Annotated in this window: 1 protein-coding gene; it reads right to left on the minus strand. The window is 74.3% G+C overall.

Features of this window, described 5'->3' with window-relative positions; all coding sequences use genetic code 11:
• Window positions 1–37: 37 nt before the first annotated feature.
• Window positions 38–24,430 carry a type I polyketide synthase gene (locus GXP74_RS28350; RefSeq protein ID WP_304940925.1) on the minus strand — a complete coding sequence of 8,131 codons (24,393 nt, stop codon included), beginning with the start codon at window positions 24,428–24,430 and terminating at the stop codon, window positions 38–40.
• Window positions 24,431–24,483 lie beyond the last annotated feature (53 nt).

The following is a 24,483-nucleotide window of genomic DNA, read 5'->3' on the forward strand; positions in this document are numbered from 1 at the left end:
GGAGTCCGCGGATCGGTTCGGGCGCTGGTCATGAGGGTCATGAGAGCCCCAGTTCGTCGTCGAGTACGTTGAACAGTTCGTCGTCGGTCGCCGAGTGGAGGTCGGCGACGGCCGCTTCGGTGGCCTCCGCGCTCTGCCGTCGGTCCCGCAGCAGCGCCTCCAGCCGGAGGTCGATCTCGCCGCTGTCCACCGCCTCGGGCAGCGAGCCGAGGGCGAGCCGGATCCGGTCCAGGTCCGCCAGCAGCGCGTCCAGGGCCCCGCCGCCGGTGTCGGCGAGTTGCAGGTCGAGGTGCTCGGCGAGGGCGGTGATGGTCGGGTGGTCGAACAGCAGGGTGCTGGGCAGCCGCAGACCGGTCGCCTTGGCGAGCCGGTTGCGGAGCTCGACCGCGGTCAGCGAGTCGAAGCCCAGCTCCAGCAGTCCGCGCCGGACTTCCAGGGTCTCCGGGCTGGGATGCGCGAGCACCACCGCGACCTGCCCGCGCACCAGGTCGAGCAGGGCCGAGCCGCGCTCCTTCGCGGACAGGCCCGCCAGCCGCGCGGCCAGCTGCTCCGGCCCCGGCAGGGCCGCGTTGGCGGCGGGCCGCCGGGCCGCTCCGCCCCGGACCAGGCCGCGCAGGATGCCGGGCAGGGTTCCGTCCGCGGCACGGGCACGCAGCCCGGCCGGATCCAGTCGGGCCGTCAGCACCGACGGCTCGTTCAGCCGGAGCGCCTCGTCGAACAGCGCCAGCCCCTCCGCCGACGGCATCGGCACGATGCCCGCGCGCTCCATCCGCCCGCGTCCGGTCCGGCCGAGGCCCTCGGTCATCCCGCTCTCGTCCGCCCACAGGCCCCAGGCCAGCGACACGGCGGGCAGCCCCTGGTCCTGCCGGGTCCGCGCGAGCGCGTCCAGGAAGGCGTTGGCGGCGGCGTAGTTGGCCTGTCCGGCGTTGCCCAGCAGGCCCGCCGCCGAGGAGAACAGCACGAACGCCGACAGCTCGGTGCCACGGGTCAGTTCGTGCAGGTTCCAGCCCGCGTCGACCTTGGGCCGCAGCACCCGGCCCAGCTGCTCGGCGGTGAGCCCGGCGACGGTCGCGTCGTCGAGCACCCCGGCCGCGTGCACCACCGCCGTCAGCGGATGCCCGGCCGGGACGGCCGCCAGCAGCGCGGCCGCCGCGTCCCGGTCGGCGACGTCGCAGGCCACGGTGGTCACCCGGGCGCCGAGCGCGGTGAGTTCCGCCTCCAGCGCGGCGGCGCCGGGCGCGGCCGGGCCCCGGCGGCCGACCAGCAGCAGGTGCCGGGCGCCGTGGGCGGCGACCAGGTGCCGGGCGGTCAGCCCGGCCAGGGTGCCTCCGGCGCCGGTGACCAGCACCGTCCCCTCCGGGTCGAGCCCGGACCCGGTGGGCCGGTCGCCCGCCGGGACCTCCGGCACCCGGACCAGCCGGGGCTCGTACACGACACCGGCCCGCACCGCGGTCTCCGGTTCACCGGCCGTCACGGCCGCGGCCAGGGCCGACCGTTCGATCCGGTCGGTGTCGACGAGGGCGATCCGGTCCGGCTCCTCCAGTTGGGCGGCGCGGACCAGGCCGCGGACGGCCGCGCCGACCAGGTCGGTGAGCCGGTCCCCGGGGACGGCGGCCACCGCGCCCGAGGTGAGCACGACCAGCCGGGAGGCCAGGAACCGCTCGTCGGCGAGCCACTGCCGGAGCAGGTCCAGCACCCGGCGGGCCGCCTCGTGCACCCGGTCGGGAACGCGTCCCTCGACGTCCTCGGCGGAGGGCGCGAGTACCGGCAGCACCACCTGGTCGGGGAGCGCGGCGCCGCGGTCGATGGCGTCGGCCAGCTCCCGCAGGTCCGCGTAGGCGTCGGCGTCGGACAGGCCGAGGTCGCCCAGCGTGGCCCAGCCGCCGGTGCGGTCCCCGGTGTCCGGCAGCGGGTGGGCGACCCAGGACACCGCGGCCGGGCCGCCGGTCCGCGCACCGGCTCCGGCCAGCTGTTCCGCGCTCAACGGCCGGGTGGCCATGGAGCCGACCGAGAGCAGCGGCGCCCCGGTCAGGTCGGCCAGGGTGACCGAGAAGGCGTCCGGTCCGCTCGGCGAGAGCAGGACCCGGGCGGCGGTCGCGCCGCCCGCGTGCAGCGCCACGCCGTTCCAGGAGAACGGCAGCCGCAGCCCGCCGTCGGCCCGCAGCGTCATCAGCGCCGCCGCGTGCAGGGCCGCGTCCAGCAGCGCCGGGTGCATGCCGAAGCCGTCGGCCTCGGCGCCCTCCGGCAGGGCGATCTCGGCGTACAGGTCCTCACCGTGCTGCCAGGCCGCCCGCAGCCCCTGGAACACCGGCCCGTAGTCCAGGCCGTATCCGGCCAGGGAGCCGTAGGGGTCCGGCAGTTCCAGCGGCACCGCGCCCGGGGGCGGCCAGGCCGCGAGGTCCGCCGCGGGGGGCGGCGGCAGCGTACCGGCGAGGGAACCGGCGGCGTGCCGGATCCACTCGCTCCCGGTCTCGCCGGAGCGGGAGTGCACCGCGACCGGGCGGTAGCCGTCCGCGTCCGCCGGGCCGACGGTGACCCGCAACCGGGTGTCGCCCTCGGCGGGCACCAGCAGCGGCGCCTCCACGGTGAGGTCGGCCACCCCGGCGCAGCCCGCGTGGTCGGCGGCGTGCAGGGCGAGTTCGGCGAAGGCCGCGCCCGGCAGCAGGACCGTGTCCAGGACCGCGTGGTCGGCCAGCCAGGGGCTGGTGTCGCGGGCCAGTCGCCCGGTGAGGACCACGCCCTGGTCGTCCGCGAGTTCGACCACCGCGCCGAGCAGCGGGTGGCGCGTCGCGGTCTGGCCGAGACCGGCGGCGCTCTGCTCGACGGCGGGTGCGTCGAGCCAGTAGCGGCTGCGGTCGAACGCGTAGGTCGGCAGGGCGACCGGGTGGTCGGCGGCGGTGAACAGCTTCGGCCAGTCGACCGCCACGCCCCGGGTGTGGGCCTCGGCGGCGGCGAGCAGGAAGCGCTCCGCACCGCCGTGGTTGCGGCGCAGCGTGCCCAGCGCGGTGCCCGAGCCGTCCAGGGTGTCGGTGATCGGGGTGGTGAGCACCGGGTGCGGGCTGACCTCGATGAAGGTGCGGTGCCCGGATCCGGCCAGCGCCCGCACCGCCGGTTCCAGCAGCACCGGGTTGCGCAGGTTGTCGTACCAGTAGCGGCTGTCGAGGAGGTCACCGGCGCCGAGCAGGCCTCCGGTGAGCGTCGAGTAGAAGGGCACGGCGGCCGGTCGGGGGCTGATGCCGTCGAGGAGCTCGGCCAGGCGCTCCTCGATCATCGCCACCTGCGGCGTGTGCGAGGCGTAGTCGACCGGGATCCGCCGGGCCTGGACGCCGGTGGCGTCGCAGTGGGCGATCAGCTCGTCGAGCGGCCCCGGTTCCCCGGCGACGACGGTCGACGCGGGGCCGTTGACGGCCGCGACGTGGATCCGGTCGGGCCACGGCGTGAGCAGTTCCCGGGCCGCGGCGGCGGGCAGTGCCAGCGACACCATGCCACCGGTCCCGGCGAGTCGGGCCAGCGCCTGGCTGCGCAGCGCCACCACCTTCGCCGCGTCCGGCAGCGACAGCGCGCCCGCCACGCAGGCGGCGGCGATCTCGCCCTGCGAGTGGCCGACCACGGCGTCGGGCTCGACGCCCAGTGAACGCCACAGTTCGGCCAGCGAGACCATCACCGCGAACAGCGCGGGCTGGACCACGTCCACCCGCTCCAGGCCGGGCGCGCCGGGCTCGGCCCGCAGCACCGCTTCCAGCGACCAGTCGGTGTACCGGGCCAGTGCCTCGGCGCACTCGGCGAGGCGCCCGGCGAAGACCTCGGAGCCGGACATCAGCTCCACCGCCATGCCCGCCCACTGCGTGCCCTGGCCGGGGAAGACGAACACCACCTTGCCGGTGCCGCCCTCGGCGTCGTCCTCGACGACGTGGGCCGCCGCGCCGCCGGTCGCGACCGCGTCCAGCCCGGCCAGCAGCGCCTCGCGGTCGGCGGCGACGACCGCCGCCCGGTGGCCGAAGCGGCCACGGGTGGTCGCCAGCGCCCGCGCGACCGCCACCGGGGCCAGTTCGGGGCGTTCCCGGACGAACGCGCCCAGCCGCGCGGCCTGGTTCCGCAGCCCCTGGCCGGAGCGGGCCGACAGCAGGTACGGCAGCGGCCCCTCGGCGGTCGGCCGCGGCTGCCCGCCGGTGGCGGCGCCCGGTTCGGTCGGGGCGGCGGCCGGTGCCTGTTCCAGGATCAGGTGGGCGTTGGTCCCGCTGATGCCGAACGAGGAGACCGCGGCTCGCAGCGGGCGGTCGTCGCGCCGCCACGGCACGGGCTCGGTGAGCAGCCTGACCGCGCCCGCGGACCAGTCGACGTGCGGCGAGGGCTCGTCGGCGTGGATGGTCCTGGGCAGTTCCCCGTGCAGCATCGCCTGCACCATCTTGATCACCCCGGCCACCCCGGCGGCGGCCTGGGCGTGCCCGATGTTGGACTTGACCGAGCCGAGCCACAGCGGTTGCCCGTCCGGCCGGTCCTGCCCGTACGTCGCCAGCAGCGCCTGCGCCTCGATCGGGTCGCCGAGGGTGGTGCCGGTGCCGTGGGCCTCGACCACGTCGATGTCGGCGGCGCCGAGGCGGGCGTCGGCCAGGGCCCGCCGGATCACCCGCTCCTGCGAGGGTCCGTTGGGGGCGGTCAGGCCGTTGCTGGCACCGTCCTGGTTGACCGCCGAGCCGCGGATCACGGCGAGTACCCGGTGGCCCCGGGCGCGGGCGTCGGAGAGGCGTTCCAGCAGCAGCATGCCCGCGCCCTCGGACCAGACCGCGCCGTCGGCGTCGGCCGCGAAGGACTTGCAGCGTCCGCCGGGCGAGAGCGCCCGCTGGCGGCTGAACTCCACGAAGGCGGCCGGGGTCGACATCACGGTCACCCCGCCGGCCACCGCCAGGTCGCACTCGCCGCGGCGCAGCGCCTGTGCGGCCAGGTGCATGCCGACCAGCGAGGAGGAGCAGGCCGTGTCGACGGTGACCGCCGGGCCCTCGAACCCGAAGGTGTAGGCGACCCGGCCGGAGGCCACGCTGCCGGCGCTGCCGCTGACCAGGAAGCCTTCGAGGTCCTTGGGGATCCGCTGGATCCGCGAGGCGTAGTCGTTGTACATGACCCCGGCGAAGACCCCGGTGTCACTGCCGCGCAGCCCCGCCGGATCGATCCCGGCGTTCTCCAACGCCTCCCACGTCGTCTCCAACAACAACCGCTGCTGCGGATCCGTCGCCAACGCCTCCCGCGGACTCATCCCGAAGAACCCCGGATCGAACTCCGCCGCGTCGTACAGGAACCCACCCTCACGCACATAACTCGTCCCCGGATTATCCGGATCCGGATCGTACAGACCACCCAGGTCCCACCCCCGATCCGTCGGAAAACCACCCACCGCGTCACCACCACGCGCAACCAACTCCCACAACCCCTCCGGCGACACCACCCCACCCGGATACCGGCACGCCATCCCGACGATCGCGATCGGCTCGTCGGCGGCCGTGGCCGGGACCGGCGCCGTGGTGGGCGCGGCGGGCGCGGTGCCCAGCAGTCGGCCGCGCAGGAACGTCGCCAGGGCGGTGGGGTTCGGCTGGTCGAACACGACGGTGGCCGGCAGCTGCAGACCCGTCCGGGTGTTGAGCCGGTTGCGCAGTTCGACGGCGGTGAGCGAGTCGAAGCCGAGGTCCTTGAACGCCCGCTGCGGATCGACCGCGTCGGGGCTGCCGTGGGACAGGACCGCGGCGACCTCCGCCCGGACCAGGTCCAGCAGTTCGCGGCGCTGTTCCGGCTCGGACAGCGCGGCGAGCCGCTGCGCCGCGTCCCCGGGGGCCCGGCGGGCGGACGCCGCCCGTGCCGGAAGCCTGACCAGGCCCCGCAGCAGCGGCGGCAGCAGGCCGTCGGCGGCCTGGGTCCGCAGCGCCACGGTGTCGAACCTGGCGCCGACGGTGACCGGCTCGGCGCCGGTCAGTGCCCGGTCGAGGAGGGCGAGGCCGTCCTCGGCGGACATCGCCGTGATCCCGGACCGGCCGAGGCGGGCCGCGCCCGCCCCGTCGAGGGTGGCGGTGAGCTCGCTCCGCTCCGCCCACAGGCCCCAGGCGACGCTGGTCGCGGGCAGTCCGGCGGCCGCGCGCCGACCGGCCAGCCCGTCCAGGAAGGCGTTGGCGGCGGCGTAGTTCGCCTGCCCGGGGTTGCCCAGCGTCCCCGCGAGCGAGGAGAACAGGACGAACGCGGACAGGTCGCGTCCGGCCGTCAGTTCGTGCAGGTGCCAGGCGCTGTCGGCCTTGGCGCGCAGCACCGGGGCGAGCCGCTCGGGGGTCATCGCGTCGAGGACGCCGTCGTCCAGGATCCCGGCGGTGTGCACCACTCCGGTCAGCGGTCGCTCCGCGGGCACCGACCCGAGCAGCGCCGCCAGCGCCGCCCGGTCGGCGACGTCGCAGGCGACGACGGTGACCCGGGCGCCGAGCCGGTCGAGTTCGGCGACGAGTTCCGGGGCACCGGGGGCGTCCGCGCCGCGCCTGCTGGTGAGCAGCAGGTCACGGACCCCGTGCCGGGTGACCAGGTGCCGGGCGACCAGCGCGCCGAGCGTCCCGGTGCCGCCGGTGACCAGGACCGTGCCCCCGGGCGGGAAGGCCCCGGAGCCGGACGCGCTGTCGGGGGCCGCCGGGGACAGTCGCGGCGCCAGCAGGACGCCGTCGCGCAGGGCGAGTTCGGCCTCGTCCGCGTCGAGCGCGGCGCGGACCGCGGCGGTGTCGGCGCCGTCGCCGGGCCGGTCGGTGTCGGGCAGGCCGTCGCCGGGCAGGCCGTCGCCGGGCAGGTCGGTGTCGAGCAGCAGGAAGCTGCCGGGGCGCTCGCTCTGGGCGGTGCGGGCGAGGCCCCGGACCGCCGCGCCGGCCAGGTCGGCCACGGTCTCGCCGGGACCGACCCGTACCGCCCGGCGGGTGAGCAGCACCAGCCGGGCGCCGCCGAGCAGCTCGGTCGGCCAGTCCCGGACGGTGGTCAGCACCCGGGCGGCCAGTGCGTGCACCGCGTCCGGTCCCTCGGTGTCCGCGTGGCAGGGCAGTACCACCGCGTCGGGCAGCGGGGCGCCGGCCTCGACCGAGGCGACCAGCGCGGCCAGGTCCGGGTGGCGGGTGACCGCCTCGCCGGACCAGGTACCGGCGACCGCCGCGCCGAGGACCGCGATCCGCGACGGCTCGGCGGCCGGGACCGCCGCGGCCCCCGTCGCGCGCTCCCACACAGTGCGGTAGAGCGCCCCGCCCCCGCCACTGGTCAGCCGGTCCGGGGAGACCTCCCGGAGCGACAGCGAGTCGACGGTGGTCACCAAGGCCGCGGCCGGGTCGACCGCGGTGATCCGGACGCCGCCGGAGCCGTCCGGGGACAGCCGGACCCGCAGTCCGGTCGCTCCGGCCCGGTGCACGGTGGCCCCGCTCCAGCTGAACGGCAGCCGCAGGCGGTCGTTGCCGGAGGCGTCGGCGGCCATCAGGCCGAGGGCGACCGGGTGCAGCGCGGCGTCCAGCAGTGCCGGGTGCAGGCCGAAGCCCTCGGTCTCGGTGTCCGGGGACAGCCGGACTTCGGCGTAGATGTCCTCGCCGGAGCGCCAGGCGGTCTGTAGGCCCTGGAAGACCGGGCCGTAGTCGTAGCCGCGCAGCGCCAGGCGCTGGTAGGCGTCGTCGAGGTCCACCGGAGCCGCGCCGGGCGGCGGCCAGGCACCGGCCCAGCCGGTGTCGTGCCCGGAGGGCGTGGCGGGGGCGACCGTGCCCGAGGCGTGCCGGGTCCACGGCTGCTCGTCGGCGGTGCCGGACGGCCGGGCGAACACCGTGACGTGGCGTCGGCCGTCGGCGTCCGGAGCGCCGACCACCAGTTGCAGAGCGAGCGACTGCTCGTCCGGCAGGGTCAGCGGGCTCTCCAGGACCAGGTCGTCCACCCGGGGGCAGCCGACCCGGGCGCCCGCCGCGGCGGCCAGCTCCACCAGGGCCGCGCCGGGCACCAGCACGGTGCCGGTGACGGCGTGGTCGGTCAGCCACGGGTGGGTGCGCGCCGACAGTCGGCCGGTGAACACCGCGCCCTGGTCGTCGCCGAGTTCGACCGCCGCGCCGAGCAGCGGGTGGTCCGAGCCGGTCAGCCCGGCGGAACTCAGATCGCCGCCGTCGGCCCGGGTGTCCAGCCAGTAGCGCTGCCGCTGGAAGGCGTAGCCGGGCAGGTCAACCGCGGTCGCGCCGAGCCCGGAGAGCAAAGCCGCCCAGTCGACGGCCGCGCCGTGCGTGTAGGCCTCGGCGAGCGAGGCCAGGAACCGGTCGGGGCCGCCCTGGCCACGGCGCAGCGAGCCCACCGCGGCGGCCGAACCGCCCCAGGCGTCCAGCGTCTCCTGGAGCCCGGTCAGCAGCACCGGGTGCGCGCTGGACTCGATGAACACCGAGCAGCCCAGCTCCAGCGCGGCGGCCGTGGCGAGGTCGAACCGCACGGTGCCGCGCAGGTTGCGGTACCAGTAGTCGGCGTCCAGCTCGGCGGTGTCGATCGCCGTGCCGGTGACCGCGGACAGGAACGGGACGCTGCTGGAGCGGGGCGCCACCGGGGCGAGCAGGTCCAGGATCTCCTCCCTGATCCGCTCCACCTGCGCGGAGTGCGAGGCGTAGTCCACCGCCACCATCCGCACCCGGTGACCGGCCTCCTCCAACTCCTCGCGCAGGGCCTCCAGGGCCTCGGTCTCACCGGAGACCACGCACGAGGAGGCGCCGTTGACGGCCGCCAGCGACAGGCTGTCCGGGTGCCGGTCGAGATACCCGCCCAGCTCGGCGGCGGGCAGCGCGACCGACATCATCCCGCCCGCCCCGGCCAGCGCGGTGATCGCCCGACTCCGCAACGCCACCACCCGCGCACCGTCCACCAACGACAACCCACCGCACACCGTCGCCGCCGCGATCTCCCCCTGCGAATGCCCCACCACCGCGTCCGGCACCACCCCCAACGAACGCCACACCTCAGCCAACGACACCATCACCGCCCACAACACCGGCTGCACCACATCCACCCGCTCCAACGAAGCGGCACCCTCCACCCCACGCAACACATCCAACAACGACCAGTCGACAAACCCCGACAACGCCGCCGCACACTCACCCATCCGACCAGCGAACACCGACGACGACTCCAACAACCCCAACGCCATCCCCACCCACTGCGACCCCTGCCCAGGGAACACGAACACCACCTTGGCAGCCACCCCAGCCACCCCGGCGGTCACCCCGGCGGCGGCTCCTCCCTGGGTCAACTCCCGTAGTCCGGAGACCAGTTGCTCCTGGTCGGCGCCGAGTACCACGGCCCGGTGTTCGAACGTGCTCCGACCGGTGACCAGCGAGAGGCCGATGTCGGCCGGACGCAACTCGGGCCGTGCGGTCACCAGCTCCAACAGCCGGGCCGCCTGCTCCCGCAACGCCGCCGCGCTCCGCGCCGACACCACCCACGGCAGCACCCCGGACGTCAGCTCCGGCGCAGCCAACTCCCCTTCCTCGCTGACCTGTTCCTCAGCCTGCTCCAGGATGACGTGGGCGTTGGTACCGCTGATCCCGAACGAGGACACCCCCGCCCGACGCGGTCGCGCACCCGCCTCCCACGGCACCGGCTCCCGCAGCAGCGACACCCCGCCCGAGGACCAGTCCACATGCGGCGACGGCTCCCCCACGTGCAGCGAGGCCGGGAGTACCCCGTACCGCATCGCCATCACCATCTTGATCACCCCGGCCACCCCGGCCGCGGCCTGGGTGTGACCGATGTTCGACTTCACCGAACCCAACCACAACGGCTGCTCCCCCGACCGGTCCCGACCGTAGGTAGCCAGCAGCGCCTGCGCCTCGATCGGGTCACCCAGACTCGTCCCGGTACCGTGCGCCTCCACCACGTCCACCTCAGCCGACGACAACCCCGCCGCCGCCAACGCCCCACGGATCACCCGCTGCTGCGAGGGCCCGTTCGGCGCCGTCAGACCGTTGCTCGCACCGTCCTGGTTCACCGCCGAACCCCGCACCACCGCCAACACCCGGTGCCCGTTCCGCCGCGCGTCCGACAACCGCTCCAGCACCAACTGGCCCACGCCCTCGGACCAGGTGGCACCGTCGGCGTCGGCCGAGAACGGCTTGCAGTGGCCGTCGGGGGCCAGTCCGCGCTGGCGGCTGAACTCCACGAACGTCGCCGGAGTCGCCATCACCGCCACCCCGCCCGCCAACGCCAACGAGCACTCACCCGAACGCAACGCCTGCGCCGCCAGGTGCAACGCCACCAACGACGACGAGCACGCCGTGTCCACCGTCACCGCCGGACCCTCGAAACCGAAGCTGTACGACACCCGCCCGGACGCCACACTGCCCGCGCTGCCGCTGACCAGGTAGCCCTCGTAGCCGTCGGGAGCGCTGGTGTGGCGGGAGCCGTAGTCGGCGAACATGACGCCGACGTAGACCCCGGTGTCGCTGCCGCGCAGCGAGCGCGCGTCGATACCGGCCGCCTCGAACGCCTCCCAGGCGGTCTCCAGCAGCAGCCGCTGCTGCGGGTCGGTGGCCATCGCCTCGCGCGGGCTCATCCCGAAGAAGTCCGCGTCGAAGTCGGCCGCGTCGTACAGGAATCCGCCCTGGCGCACGTAGCTGGTGCCGAGGTGGTCGGGATCCTCGTGGAAGAGCCGCTCCAGGTCCCAGCCCCGGTTGGTCGGGAAGTCGCCGATGGCGTCGGTCCCGGACTCGACCAGCCGCCAGAAGCCCTCGGGGTCGCGGACGCCGCCGGGGTAGCGGCAGGCCATGCCGACGATCGCGATCGGGTCGTCGTCGCGGGCGACGGAGCGGACCGGCGCAGCCGCCGGGGCCTCCCCCGTGCCCAGCAGTTCGGCGAGCAGGAAGCCGGTCAGCGCGTCCGGGGTGGGGTGGTCGAAGACCAGGGTCGCCGGCAGCCGCAGGCCGCTGGCGGTGTTCAGCCGGTTGCGCAGCTCGACCGCCGTCAGCGAGTCGAAGCCCAGCTCCTTGAACGCCCGGGACGGGTCGATCGCCTGCCCGCCGGAGTGGTTGAGCACGGCCGCCACGGCCGCCCGCACCAGGTCCAGCAGCACCGGGTGGCGCTGCTCCGGCGCCAGGCCGCGCAGCCGTCGGCGCAGCTCGTGCCCGTCGGGGTCGTCCGCGGCACCGGCCGCGCGGCGGACCACGGCGCGGACCACACCGCGCAGCAGTACCGGCAGGTCCCCGGCCGCCGCCCGGGCCCGCAGCGCACCGGTGTCGAGCTTGGCGGTCACGGCCGTGGGCACGCCGGTGGCGAGCGCGGCGTCGAACAGGTCGAGGGCGTACTCGGCGGCCATCGGCGCCAGTCCGTTGCGGCCCACCCTGGCCAGGTCGGTCGAGCCGAGGTGGCCGGTCATGCCGCTGCCGTCGGCCCACAGGCCCCAGGCCAGGGCCGTGCCCGGGAGCCCGGCGGCGCTGCGCAGCGCCGCCAGTCCGTCCAGGAAGGCGTTGGCGGCGGCGTAGTTGGCCTGCCCGGCGCTGCCGAGGGTTCCGGCCATGGAGGAGAAGAGCACGAACCCGGACAGGTCCAGGTCGGCCGTCAGTTCGTGCAGGTGCCAGGCGGCGTCCGCCTTGCCCTGGAGCACCGCCGTCAGCCGGTCGGGGGTGAGCCGGTCGAACGCGCCGTCGTCGAGCACCCCCGCCGCGTGCACCACGGCGGTCAGCGGGTGCTCCGCGGGGATCCGCTGGAGCAGGTCCGCCAGGGCCGCGCGGTCGGCGGCGTCGCAGGCGGCGACCGTCACCCGGGCGCCGAGGTCGGCCAGTTCGGCGACCAGTTCGGCCGCTCCGGCGGCGGCGCCACCGCTCCGGCTGACCAGCAGCAGGTCGCGGACCCCGTGTCGGCGTACCAGGTGGCGCGCCAGCAGCGCGCCCAGCGTTCCGGTACCGCCGGTGATCAGCACGGTGCCCTCGGGCTCGGCGAGGCGGGGCGCGTCGGCCGCCGGGGCGAGCCGGTCCAGCCTCAGCACGTACGGGCGGCCCGCGCGGACCGCGACCTGCGGCTCACCGGTGGCCAGCGCGACCGCGACCGCCTGCGGGGTCCACGCGTCGGCGTCGACCAGGAGCAGGCGTCCCGGGTGCTCGGTCTGCGCGGAGCGCAGCAGCCCCCAGACCGCGGCGGCGGCGAGGTCGGTGACCTCACCGGGCCCGTCGACCGGGACCGCGCCCCGGGTCAGCACGACCAGCGGCACCGCCGCGAGGTTCTCCTCGCCCAGCCACCGCTGCACCGTGTCCAGCATCCGGGCGGTCAACTCGCGCACCGCGCCCGGGACATCGCCACGGTCCGGGTCGGCGGCCGGGAGCACCGGCAGCAGCACCGCCTCGGGCAGCGGGGCCGCCCCGGCGAGGGAGGCGGGGTCGGTGAACGCGGGCAGTTCGGCGAGGCGGCCGAGGCCGGTCACGGCGTCGGCCAGCACGGCCAGCCGGGAGGGCTGCTGCGGCTGCTCCTGGCCCACCGGGGTCCAGGCCGCGGTGAACAGCGACTGCCGGGCCGGGGCGTCGGCGGAGCCGGACAGCCCGTCGGCCGCGATCGGCCGCATCAGCAGCGAGTCCACCGACACGACCGTGCGCCCCTGCGGATCCGTCGCCGTGATCGAGACACCGCTCGGGCCCCGCGCGGTGAGCCGGACCCGCAGCGTCACCGCTCCGGCCGCGCTCAGCCGGACGCCGGTCCAGGAGAACGGCAGCAGGCCGGGTTCGCGCTCGCCGAGCAGGCCGAGCACCACCGGATGCAGCGCGGCGTCCAGCAGCGCCGGGTGCAGACCGTATCCGGCCGCGTCGGACCGGTGCTCCGGGTCGAGGGCGACCTCCGCGTAGACCTGGTCACCGGACTGCCAGACCGACCGCAGGCCCTGGAAGGCCGGGCCGTACTCGTAGCCCTGCTCGGCCAGGCGCTGGTAGGCGTCGGGCAGCGGCACCGCGACCGCTCCGGCCGGTGGCCAGGCGCTGTCCGGATCCGCCGCCGCCGAGGCGTCCGCCGGACGCAGCAGGCCGGTGGCGTGGCGCGACCAGGGGCCGTCCTCGTCGGCGTCCTCGGCGGCCTCGGGACGCGAGTGGACACTGATGCGCCGCGCGCCGCTCTCGTCGGCCGGTTCCACCTCGATCTGCAGCCGCAGCGCGCCGTGGTCGGGCAGGATCAGCGGCGCTTCGAGGGTGAGGTCCTCGACCAGCTCGCAGCCCGCGTGCAGCCCTGCCTGGACCGCGAGTTCGAGGAAGGCGGTACCTGGCAGCAGTACCGTGCCGCGCACGGCGTGGTCCGCCAGCCACGGGTGGGTGTCCACCGCGACCCTGCCGGTCAGCAGCAGGTTGTCACCGCCGGAGGGCCGGGCCACCGCGCCGAGCAGCGGGTGCCCGGCGGACTCCAGCCCGGCCGACCGGAGGTCGACGGTGTCGGCGGCCGGTTCCAGCCAGTAGCGCCGGTGCTGGAAGGCGTACCCGGGCAGCGGCACGGTGGCCGCGGCGTGTCCGCCGAAGACGGTGCTCCAGCGCACGTCCAGCCCGCGGGTGAAGCCCTCCGCGAGCGACAGCAGCACCCGCGCCGGACCGCCCTCGTCCCGGCGCAGCGTGGGCACCGCGACGGCGTCCACCCGCTCCGCCTCGAAGGTCTCCTGCATCGCCGTGGTGAGCACCGGGTGCGCGCTCACCTCGATGAAGATCCCGTGGCCCGTGCCGGTCAGCTCCCGGGTGGCCTCCTCGAACTCCACCGTGTGGCGCAGGTTGCGGTACCAGTAGGCGGCGTCGAACAGCTCCGGCCCGGCCCCGTCGCCGCCGACCGTGGAGCGGAAGGGGATCAGCGGCGGCCGGGGGGTGATCCCGTCGAGGTCCCGCAGCACCTGCTCGCGGATGGACTCCACCTGCGGCGAGTGCGAGGCGTAGTCCACCGGTACCCGGCGGGCCCGGACGCCGTCGTCGGCGCAGGCCGCGAGCAGTTCGTCGAGGGCGTCCGGATCGCCGGAGACCACCACCGAGCGCGCGCCGTTGACGGCCGCGATCGCGATCCGGTCGCCCCACGGCAGCAGGCGTTCACGCAGCTCGGCGGCGGGCAGCGCGACCGACATCATCCCGCCCGCCCCGGCCAGCGCGGTGATCGCCCGACTCCGCAACGCCACCACCCGCGCACCATCCACCAACGACAACCCACCACACACCGTCGCCGCCGCGATCTCCCCCTGCGAATGCCCCACCACCGCGTCCGGCACCACCCCCAACGAACGCCACACCTCAGCCAACGACACCATCACCGCCCACAACACCGGCTGCACCACATCCACCCGCTCCAACGAAGCGGCACCCTCCACCCCACGCAACACATCCAACAACGACCAGTCGACAAACCCCGACAACGCCGCCGCACACTCACCCATCCGACCAGCGAACACCGACGACGACTCCAACAACCCCAACGCCATCCCCACCCACTGCGACCCCTGCCCAGGGAACACGAACACCACCTTGGCAGCCACCCCAGCCACCCCGGTCCGCAGGTCAGCCGCCGGGTCACCGGCCGCGAGCGCCGCGAGCGCGCGGGTGAGCTCCGCCTGGTCCCCGCCGACGAGCACCGCCCGGTGCGCGTGGACCGCGCGGGTGGCCAGCGAGAGGCCGATGTCGGCCGGACGCAACTCGGGCCGTGCGGTCACCAGCTCCAACAGCCGGGCCGCCTGCTCCCGCAACGCCGCCGCGCTCCGCGCCGACACCACCCACGGCAGCACCCCGGACACCGACCCAGGATCAGCCGACTCCCCTTCGGTGGCGGCCTGTTCCTCAGCCTGCTCCAGGATGACGTGGGCGTTGGTACCGCTGATCCCGAACGAGGACACCCCCGCCCGACGGGCACCCGAGCCCGCCTCCCACGGCACCGACTCGCGCAGCAGCGACACCCCGCCCGAGGACCAGTCCACGTACGGTGACGGCTCCCCCACGTGCAGCGACGCGGGCAGCACGCCGTGCTCCATCGCCATCACCATCTTGATCACCCCGGCCACCCCGGCCGCGGCCTGGGTGTGACCGATGTTCGACTTCACCGAACCCAGCCACAACGGCTGCTCCCCCGACCGGTCCCGACCATAGGTCGCCAGCAGCGCCTGCGCCTCGATCGGGTCACCCAGACTCGTCCCGGTACCGTGCGCCTCCACCACGTCCACCTCAGCCGACGACAACCCCGCCGCCGCCAACGCCCCACGGATCACCCGCTGCTGCGAGGGCCCGTTCGGCGCCGTCAGACCGTTGCTCGCACCGTCCTGGTTCACCGCCGAACCCCGCACCACCGCCAACACCCGGTGCCCGTTCCGCCGCGCGTCCGACAACCGCTCCAGGGCGAGGAGTCCGACGCCCTCACCCCATCCGGTGCCGTCGGCGTCGGCGGAGAACGGCTTGCAGCGGCCGTCCGGGGCCAGTCCGCGCTGACGGCTGAACTCCACGAACGTCGCCGGAGTCGCCATCACCGCCACCCCGCCCGCCAACGCCAACGAGCACTCACCCGAACGCAACGCCTGCGCCGCCAGGTGCAACGCCACCAACGACGACGAGCACGCCGTGTCCACCGTCACCGCCGGACCCTCGAAACCGAAGCTGTACGACACCCGCCCGGACGCCACACTGCCCTGGTTCCCGACCAGCAGCAGCCCCTCGTAGCCCTCCGGGGCCTGCTGTAGCCGGGCGCCGTAGTCGTGGTACATCGCGCCGACGAACACCCCGGTGCTGCTGCCGCGCAGCGTGGCCGGGTCGAGCCCGGCGGCCTCGACGGCCTCCCAGGCGGTCTCCAGCAGCAGCCGCTGCTGCGGGTCGGTGGCCATCGCCTCGCGCGGACTCATCCCGAAGAAGTCCGCGTCGAAGTCGGCCGCGTCGTACAGGAATCCGCCCTGCCGGGTGACCGACCTGCCGACCGCGTCCGGGTCGGGGTCGTACAGTTCGTCGTTGTCCCAGCCCCGGTCGGTCGGGAAGTCCCCGATCGCGTCGATCCCGTCGGCGACGATCCGCCACAGGTCCTCCGGGGAGCGCACCCCGCCCGGGTAGCGGCAGGCCATGCCGACGATCGCGATCGGCTCGTCGGCGGTCGCCGCGACGACCGCCGCCGTCCGCACCGGTTCCGGGGCGCCGCCCAGCAGTTCGCTGTTCAGATGGGTGACGAGCGCGGCCGAGCTCGGGTGGTCGAACAGCAGCGTGGCGGGCAGCCGCAGGCCGCTGGCCGCGTTCAGCCGGTTGCGCAGCTCGACCGCCGTCAGCGAGTCGAAGCCCAGCTCCTTGAACGCCCGGGACGGGTCGACCGTCTCCGCGTCCCCGAGCCCGAGCACCGCGGCGACCTGCGCGCGGACCAGGGCCAGGAGTTCGCGTTCGCGCTCCGCCCCCGGCAGCGCGGCCAGGCGCTGCGCCCAGGACGAGTCGTTCGCCGCCGCGGCGGCCCGGCGGGCGGGCAGCCGGACGAGGCCGCGGAAGACCGGCGCGAGCGCGCCCGCCGCCGCCTGGGCCCGCAGCCCGGCCTGGTCCAACCGGAGCGGCAGCAGGTGCGCGGGAGCGGCCGTCAGCGCCAGGTCGAACAGCGCCAGCCCGTCGTCGGTGGCGAGCGGAGCGATCCCGGCCCGGCTCAACCGGGCCAGGTCCACGCTGTCCATGCTCCGGGTCATGCCGCTGGTCTCGGCCCACAGCCCCCAGCCGAGCGAGGTCGCCGGCAGGCCCAGGGCCCGGCGGTGGTCGGCCAGGGCGTCCAGGAAGGCGTTGGCGGCGGCGTAGTTGCCCTGGCCGCCGTTGCCGGTAGTGGCCGCGACCGAGGAGAACAGCACGAAGGCGGACAGGTCGAGCCCGGCCGTCAGCTCGTGCAGGTTCCAGGCCGCGTCCGTCTTGGGACGCAGCACGTGGTCGAGCCGGTCGCCGGTGAGCGACTCCACGGTGCCGTCGTCGAGGACACCGGCGGCGTGGATCACCGCGGTCAGCGGGTGGGCCGGATCGACCTCAGCGAGCAGTGCGGCCAGCGCCGCCCGGTCGGCGACGTCGCAGGCGGCGACGGTGACGCTGACCCCCTGGGCCAGCAGCTCCGCCTCCAACTCGACCGCGCCCTCGGCTCCGTGGCCGCTGCGACTGGCCAGCAGCAGGTGCCTGACGCCGTGTTCGCTGACCAGGTGCCGCACCAGCAGCCCGCCGAGGGTCCCGGTGGCGCCGGTGACCAGCACCGTCCCCTCGCCGTCGAAGGGGCGGCGCCGAGCGGTGTCGGCGGTGTCGGCGGCGGCCCTGCTGAGCCGGGGGACGTATGCGGTGCCGCCGCGCAGCGCCTGCTGCGGCTCGTCCCGGCCCGGGAGCGACAGCAGCGCCGGATCGGCGGCCCCGTCGAGGTCCAGCAGGCCGAAGCGGTACGGGTGTTCGGTCTGCGCACTGCGCAGCAGCCCCCAGACGGCGGCCGCCGCCGGGTCGGCGCCGGGCCCGCCGGTGCGGGCGGCGACCGCGCCGCTGGTGACCACGACCAGCCGGGCGTTCTCGGCGCGGGGTTCCGCGAGCCATGCCTGGACCAGGTCGAGGGCCCGGTGCGCGGCCGCCCGGGCGGCCGCGGCGGTGTCGCCGACCGGGGCGCCCTCGGGGCCGGAGCCGGTGAAGTCGGCCAGGACCAGCTCCGGGAGCGGCTGCTGCGGCTGCGCGGCGAACAGCGCGGGCAGGTCGGCGTAGGCGGGCGGACGGCCGGAGTCGACCGGCCAGGCGGCCAGGGAGCCCTCGCCGACCACCGCCCGGTCGCCGGGGGCCGGGGCCGCGGTGGTGCCGACGGGCGTCCAGGCCAGCTCGTACAGCTCGCCGCCCTGGCGGCGCGGACCCGTCCCGGCACCCTGCCAGGCCCGGAGCGCGAGGGCGTCGACGGTGGCCACCGGGGCTCCCTCGGCGTCGGCGAGGGTCAGCGCCGCGGTGTCGTCCCCGGTCATGGTGAGGCGGACGCGCAACGCGGAGGCCCCGACCGCGTGCAGCCGCACGCCGGACCAGGAGAACGGCAGCTTGGGTGCGCCGGGGTCGCTGTTGCCGCCGAGCAGGCCCAGGACCAGCGGGTGCAGGGCCGCGTCGAGGAGGGCCGGGTGCAGCCCGTACCGGGCGGCGTCGGCCTGCTGCTCCTCGGCGAGCAGGGTCTCCGCGTACAGGTCCTCGCCCAACCGCCAGGCGGAGCGCAGGCCCTGGAAGGCCGGGCCGTACTCGTAGCCCTGCTCGGCCAGGCGCCGGTACGCGCCACTCAGGTCGAGCCGTTCCGCGCCCGGCGGCGGCCAGGCGGCGAGGCCCTCGGCCGGTTCCCGGCCGGTGACGGGCGCCAGCAGGCCGGTCGCGTGGGGGGCCCACGGCGCGTCCTCCTCGGCCGGTCGGGCGTGCACGGTGACCGGACGCCGACCGGCGGCGTCCGGCCCGCCCACGGCGACCTGGACCTGGACGGCGGCCTGTTCGGCCAGTACCAGCGGTGCGTGCAGCGTCAGCTCCTCCAGCAGCCCGCACCCGAGGTGCTCACCGGCCCGGAGGGCCAGTTCCACGAAGGCGGTGCCGGGGAGCAGGACGGTGCCGCGCACGGCGTGGTCGGCGAGCCATGGGTGGCTCTGCGCCGAGAGCCTGGTGGTGAGCAGCAGTCCGTCGTCCCCGGCCAGGGCGATCCGGGCGCCGAGCAACGGGTGGTCGGCGCCGGTGAGCCCGAGCTGGGTGGCATCGGTCCCGGTCGGAGCGTTCACCCAGTAGCGCTTGCGTTGGAAGGCGTAGGTCGGCAGGTCCACCCGCGTGCGCGGCACCCCACCACCCAACACCCCCCAGTCAACCCGGCCACCACCCGCCAACACCTCACCCAACGACACCAACAACCGCTCCATCCCACCCTCACCACGACGCAACGACCCCACCACCACACCCTCAACACCCGCACTCTCCAACGTCTCACCCAACCCCACCGCCAACACCGGATGAGCACTCACCTCCACAAACACCCCCACCCCCTCACCCAACAACGCCCGCGTCGCCTCCTCGAACCGCACCGTCCCCCGCAGATTCCGATACCAGTACCCCGCATCCAACCCCGCCGTATCCAACCGCCCACCCGTCACCGACGACACAAACGGCACCACCGACGACACCGGAACCACCGGAGCCAACAACTCCAGAATCTCCTCCCTGATCCCCTCCACCTGCGCCGAATGCGACGCGTAGTCCACCGCCACCATCCGCACCCGATGACCAGCCCCCTCCAACTCCTCACGCAGCAACTCCAAGGCCTCGGTCTCACCCGACACCACACACGACGACGCACCATTGACAGCCGCCAACGACAAGCCGCCCGACCGCCGATCGAGATACCCACCCAACTCAGCAGCAGGCAACGCAACCGACATCATCCCGCCCAAACCAGCCAACGCCGTGATCGCCCGACTCCGCAACGCCACCACCCGCGCACCATCCACCAACGACAACGCACCACACACCGTCGCCGCCGCGATCTCCCCCTGCGAATGCCCCACCACCGCATCCGGCACCACCCCCAACGAACGCCACACCTCAGCCAACGACACCATCACCGCCCACAACACCGGCTGCACCACATCCACCCGCTCCAACGAAGCAGCACCCTCCACCCCACGCAACACATCCAACAACGACCAATCAACAAACCCCGACAACGCAACCGCACACTCACCCATCCGACCAGCGAACACCGACGACGACTCCAACAACCCCAACGCCATCCCCACCCACTGCGACCCCTGCCCAGGAAACACGAACACCGTCCCACCACCCACACCCGAACCCACCACCACATTCCCCGCACCCACACCACCAGCAACCGCACCCAACCCAGCCAACACACCCTCACGACCACCACCCACCACAACCGCCCGATGCTCGAACACCGAACGCGACACCCCCAACGACCACGCCACATCCCCCACACCCACACCCGAACCCACACCATCCGACAACAACCCCAACAACAAACCCGCCTGCCCCCGCAACGCCTCCCGCGACCGCCCCGACACCACCAACGGGAGTTCCAGGCCGGGCTCGGCGGTGCCGGGCTCGGCCGGGGTGTCGTGGACGGGGGCGAGGGCCGGTGCCTCCTCGACGATCACGTGGGCGTTGGTCCCGCTGATCCCGAAGGAGGAGACGGCGGCCCGGCGCGGACGGTCGAGTGCCGGCCAGTCGACGGCCTCGGTGAGCAGCGCCACCCCGCCGTCCTCCCACTCCACGTGCGGGGAGGGCACGTCGGCGTACAGGGTGCGCGGCAGCTGGGAGTTGCGCAGCGCCATGACCATCTTGATGATCCCGCCGATGCCGGCGGCGGCCTGGGCGTGGCCGATGTTCGACTTGAGCGAACCCAGCCACAGCGGCCGGTCGGCGGTCCGCTCCCTGCCGTAGGTGGCGAGCAGCGCTCCGGCTTCGATCGGGTCGCCGAGGGTGGTGCCGGTGCCGTGGGCCTCGACCGCGTCGACGTCGGCGGCGGAGAGCCGCGCGTTGGCCAGGGCCTGCTGGATCACCCGTTCCTGGGAGGGGCCGTTGGGCGCGGTGAGTCCGTTGCTCGCCCCGTCCTGGTTGATCGCCGAGCCGCGCAGCACGGCGAGGACCTGGTGTCCGTTCCGCCGGGCGTCGGAGAGCCGTTCGAGCAGGACCAGTCCGGAGCCCTCGGCCCAGCCGGTGCCGTCGGCTCCGGCGCCGAACGCCCGGCAGCGCCCGTCCGGTGACAGTCCGCGCTGTCGGCTGAACTCGACGAACATGCCGGGGGTCGACATGACGGTGACGCCACCGGCCAGCGCGAGGCCGCACTCGCCCTGGCGGAGCGCCTGCATCGCCAGGTGCAGCGCGACCAGGGAGCTGGAGCACGCGGTGTCGACGGTGACCGCGGGTCCCTCGAAGCCGAGGACGTAGGAGATCCGCCCCGAGGTCACACTGGTGGTGCTGCCGGTCAGCAGGTATCCCTCGGTGCCCTCGACGGTCTCGTGCAGCCGGGGGCCGTAGTCCTGGGCCATGGCGCCGACGAAGACGCCGACCTGCTGGCCGCGCAGGGTGTGCGGGTCCAGACCGGCCCGCTCCAGTGCCTCCCAGGCGTTCTCCAGCAGCAACCGCTGCTGCGGGTCCATCGCGGACGCCTCGCGCGGGTTGATGCCGAAGAACGCCGGGTCGAACTGGTCGGCGTCGTGCAGGAATCCGCCGCGCCGGGTGTACGAGGTCCCACTGCGGACGGAGTCCGCGTCGTAGAGGGTGGCCAGGTCCCAGCCGCGGTTGACCGGGAAGTCGGAGGTGGCGTCGCGTCCTTCCGCGACCAACTGCCACAGGTCCTCCGGGGATCGCACGTCACCCGGGAACCGGCAGCTCATGGAGACGATGGCCACCGGCTCGTCGTGGCCGATCGCGCTGCCCGTGGCCGCGGTCGCGAGGACGCGCGGCGCCGGGGCGACGAGTTCGGACCGCAGGTGGGCGGCCAGGCCGACCGGGGTCGGGTGGTTGTACAGCAGGGCGGTGGGCAGCCGCAGCCCGGTGCGCTGGGCCAGCCGGTTGCGCAGTTCCACCGAGGAGAGCGAGTCGAAGCCGAGGTCCTTGAAGGTGGCGCTGCCCTCGACGGTCCCGCCGTCGGCGTGGCCGAGGACGATGGCGACGACGGTGCGCACCACGTCCAGCAGCACCCGGGTCTGCTCGGCCTCGGTCAATCCGGTCAGCCGGGCGGCGAGTGCCGCCGCCTCGTCCCCCGTGTCGGGCTGCTCGGTCGCGGGAGTCTCCGGGCCGTCGTCGACGGCCGGGCCGGTGAGCGCCGCGACGGGACGGGCGGACGTCTCGATCCAGTAGCGCTTGCGTTGGAAGGCGTAGGTCGGCAGGTCCACCCGCGTGCGCGGCACCCCACCACCCAACACCCCCCAGTCAACCCGGCCACCACCCGCCAACACCTCACCCAACGACACCAACAACCGCTCCATCCCACCCTCACCACGACGCAACGACCCCACCACCACACCCTCAACACCCGCACTCTCCAACGTCTCACCCAACCCCACCGCCAACACCGGATGAGCACTCACCTCCACAAACACCCCCACCCCCTCACCCAACAACGCCCGCGTCGCCTCCTCGAACCGCACCGTCCCCCGCAGATTCCGATACCAGTACCCCGCATCCAACCCCGCCGTATCCAACCGCCCACCCGTCACCGACGACACAAACGGCACCACCGACGACACCGGAACCACCGGAGCCAACAACTCCAGAATCTCCTCCCTGATCCCCTCCACCTGCGCCGAATGCGACGCGTAATCCACCGCCACCATCCGCACCCGATGACCAGCCCCCTCCAACTCCTCACGCAGCAACTCCAAGGCCTCGGTCTCACCCGACACCACACACGACGACGCACCATTGACAGCCGCCAACGACAAGCCGCCCGACCGCCGATCGAGATACCCACCCAACTCAGCAGCAGGCAACGCAACCGACATCATCCCGCCCAAACCAGCCAACGCCGTGATCGCCCGACTCCGCAACGCCACCACCCGCGCACCATCCACCAACGACAACGCACCACACACCGTCGCCGCCGCGATCTCCCCCTGCGAATGCCCCACCACCGCATCCGGCACCACCCCCAACGACCGCCACACCTCAGCCAACGACACCATCACCGCCCACAACACCGGCTGCACCACATCCACCCGCTCCAACGAAGCAGCACCCTCCACCCCACGCAACACATCCAACAACGACCAATCAACAAACCCCGACAACGCAACCGCACACTCACCCATCCGACCAGCGAACACCGACGACGACTCCAACAACCCCAACGCCATCCCCACCCACTGCGACCCCTGCCCAGGAAACACGAACACCGTCCCACCACCCACACCCGAACCCACCACCACATTCCCCGCACCCACACCACCAGCAACCGCACCCAACCCAGCCAACACACCCTCACGACCACCACCCACCACAACCGCCCGATGCTCGAACACCGAACGCGACACCCCCAACGACCACGCCACATCCCCCACACCCACACCCGAACCCACACCATCCGACAACAACCCCAACAACAAACCCGCCTGCCCCCGCAACGCCTCCCGCGACCGCCCCGACACCACCAACGGAAGGGCGTCGGGCAGCTGGTCGGCCGGTTGCGGGACGGCGACGGCGGGCGGCTCGGTGAGCACCGCGTGGCAGTTGGTTCCGCCCATGCCGAACGAGGAGACACCGGCCAGCAGCGTGCGGTCGGCGTGCGGCCACTCGCCCAACTCCTGCTGCACCCGCAGCCGCAGGGTGTCCAGCGGGATGTCCGGGTTGGGCGTGCTGAAGTTCAGGCTCGGCGGGAGCTGCCGGTGGCGGATGCTCAACGCCACCTTGAGCAGGCCGACGATCCCGGCCGCCCCCTCCAGGTGGCCGACGTTGGTCTTGGCCGAGCCGACCGGCAGCGGGTCGCCGTCCGGACGCGCCGCGCCGAGCACCGCGCCCAGGGCCGAGGCCTCGATCGGGTCGCCGACCCGGGTACCGGTTCCGTGCAGTTCGACGTACTGGGCCTGGGCGGGGTCCTGCCCGGCGCGCTGGTAGGCCGTGCGCAGCACCTCGCGCTGCCCCTCGGCTCCGGGCACGGTCAGGCCGTCGGTGGCGCCGTCGTTGTTCATCGCCGTTCCGGCGATCACGCAGTAGATCCGGTCGCCGTCGGCCAGGGCCCGCGACAGCGGCTTGAGCAGCACGGCTCCGCCGCCCTCGCCGCGGACGTAGCCGTTGGCCCGGGCGTCGAAGGTGTAGCAGCGCCCGTCGGGCGAGAGGCCGCCGAACCGGAGACTGCCCATGGTGGTCTCGGGCAGGATGTTGAGGTTCACCCCACCGGCGATGGCCAGGGTGGACTCGCCGCTGCGCAGGCTCTCGCAGGCCAGGTGCACGGCGACGAGCGAGGAGGACTGGCCGGTGTCCACGGTCAGGCTGGGCCCCTGGAGTCCCAGGGTGTAGGAGAGCCGGTTGGCGATGATCCCGCGCTGCGAGCCGGTGATGGTGTGCCGACCGATCGCCTCGATGCCCTGCTGGTACATCAGGGTGCCGTAGTCGTCCCAGATCGCGCCGACGAACACGCCGGTGCGGCTGTCCCGCAGGGTGGCGGGGACCATCCCGGCGTCCTCCAGCACCTCCCAGCCCAGTTCCAGCATCAGCCGCTGCTGCGGGTCCATCGCCACCGCCTCGCGCGGGGAGATGCCGAAGAAGCCCGGGTCGAACTGGTCCACCTGGTCCAGGAACCCGCCGAACCGCAGCGGCAGCGCCGCACTGTCCCAGCGGCCCTCGGGGGCCTCACCGACGGCGTCGACACCGTCCTTGAGCAGCTGCCAGAACTGGTCGGGGCCGGCGGCTCGGGGCAGCCGACAGGCCAGGCCGACCACCGCGACGGGCTCGTCTGCGGACAGACTCGAACGGGAGGAGGAAGCGGAGGAAACCGTCACCGTGGTCTCTTTCTCGTCGGACGCGTCTGCGGAGGATGTGCCTGCGGAAGGTG

The organism is Streptacidiphilus sp. P02-A3a (assembly GCF_014084105.1).
Taxonomy (GTDB): Bacteria; Actinomycetota; Actinomycetes; order Streptomycetales; family Streptomycetaceae; genus Streptacidiphilus.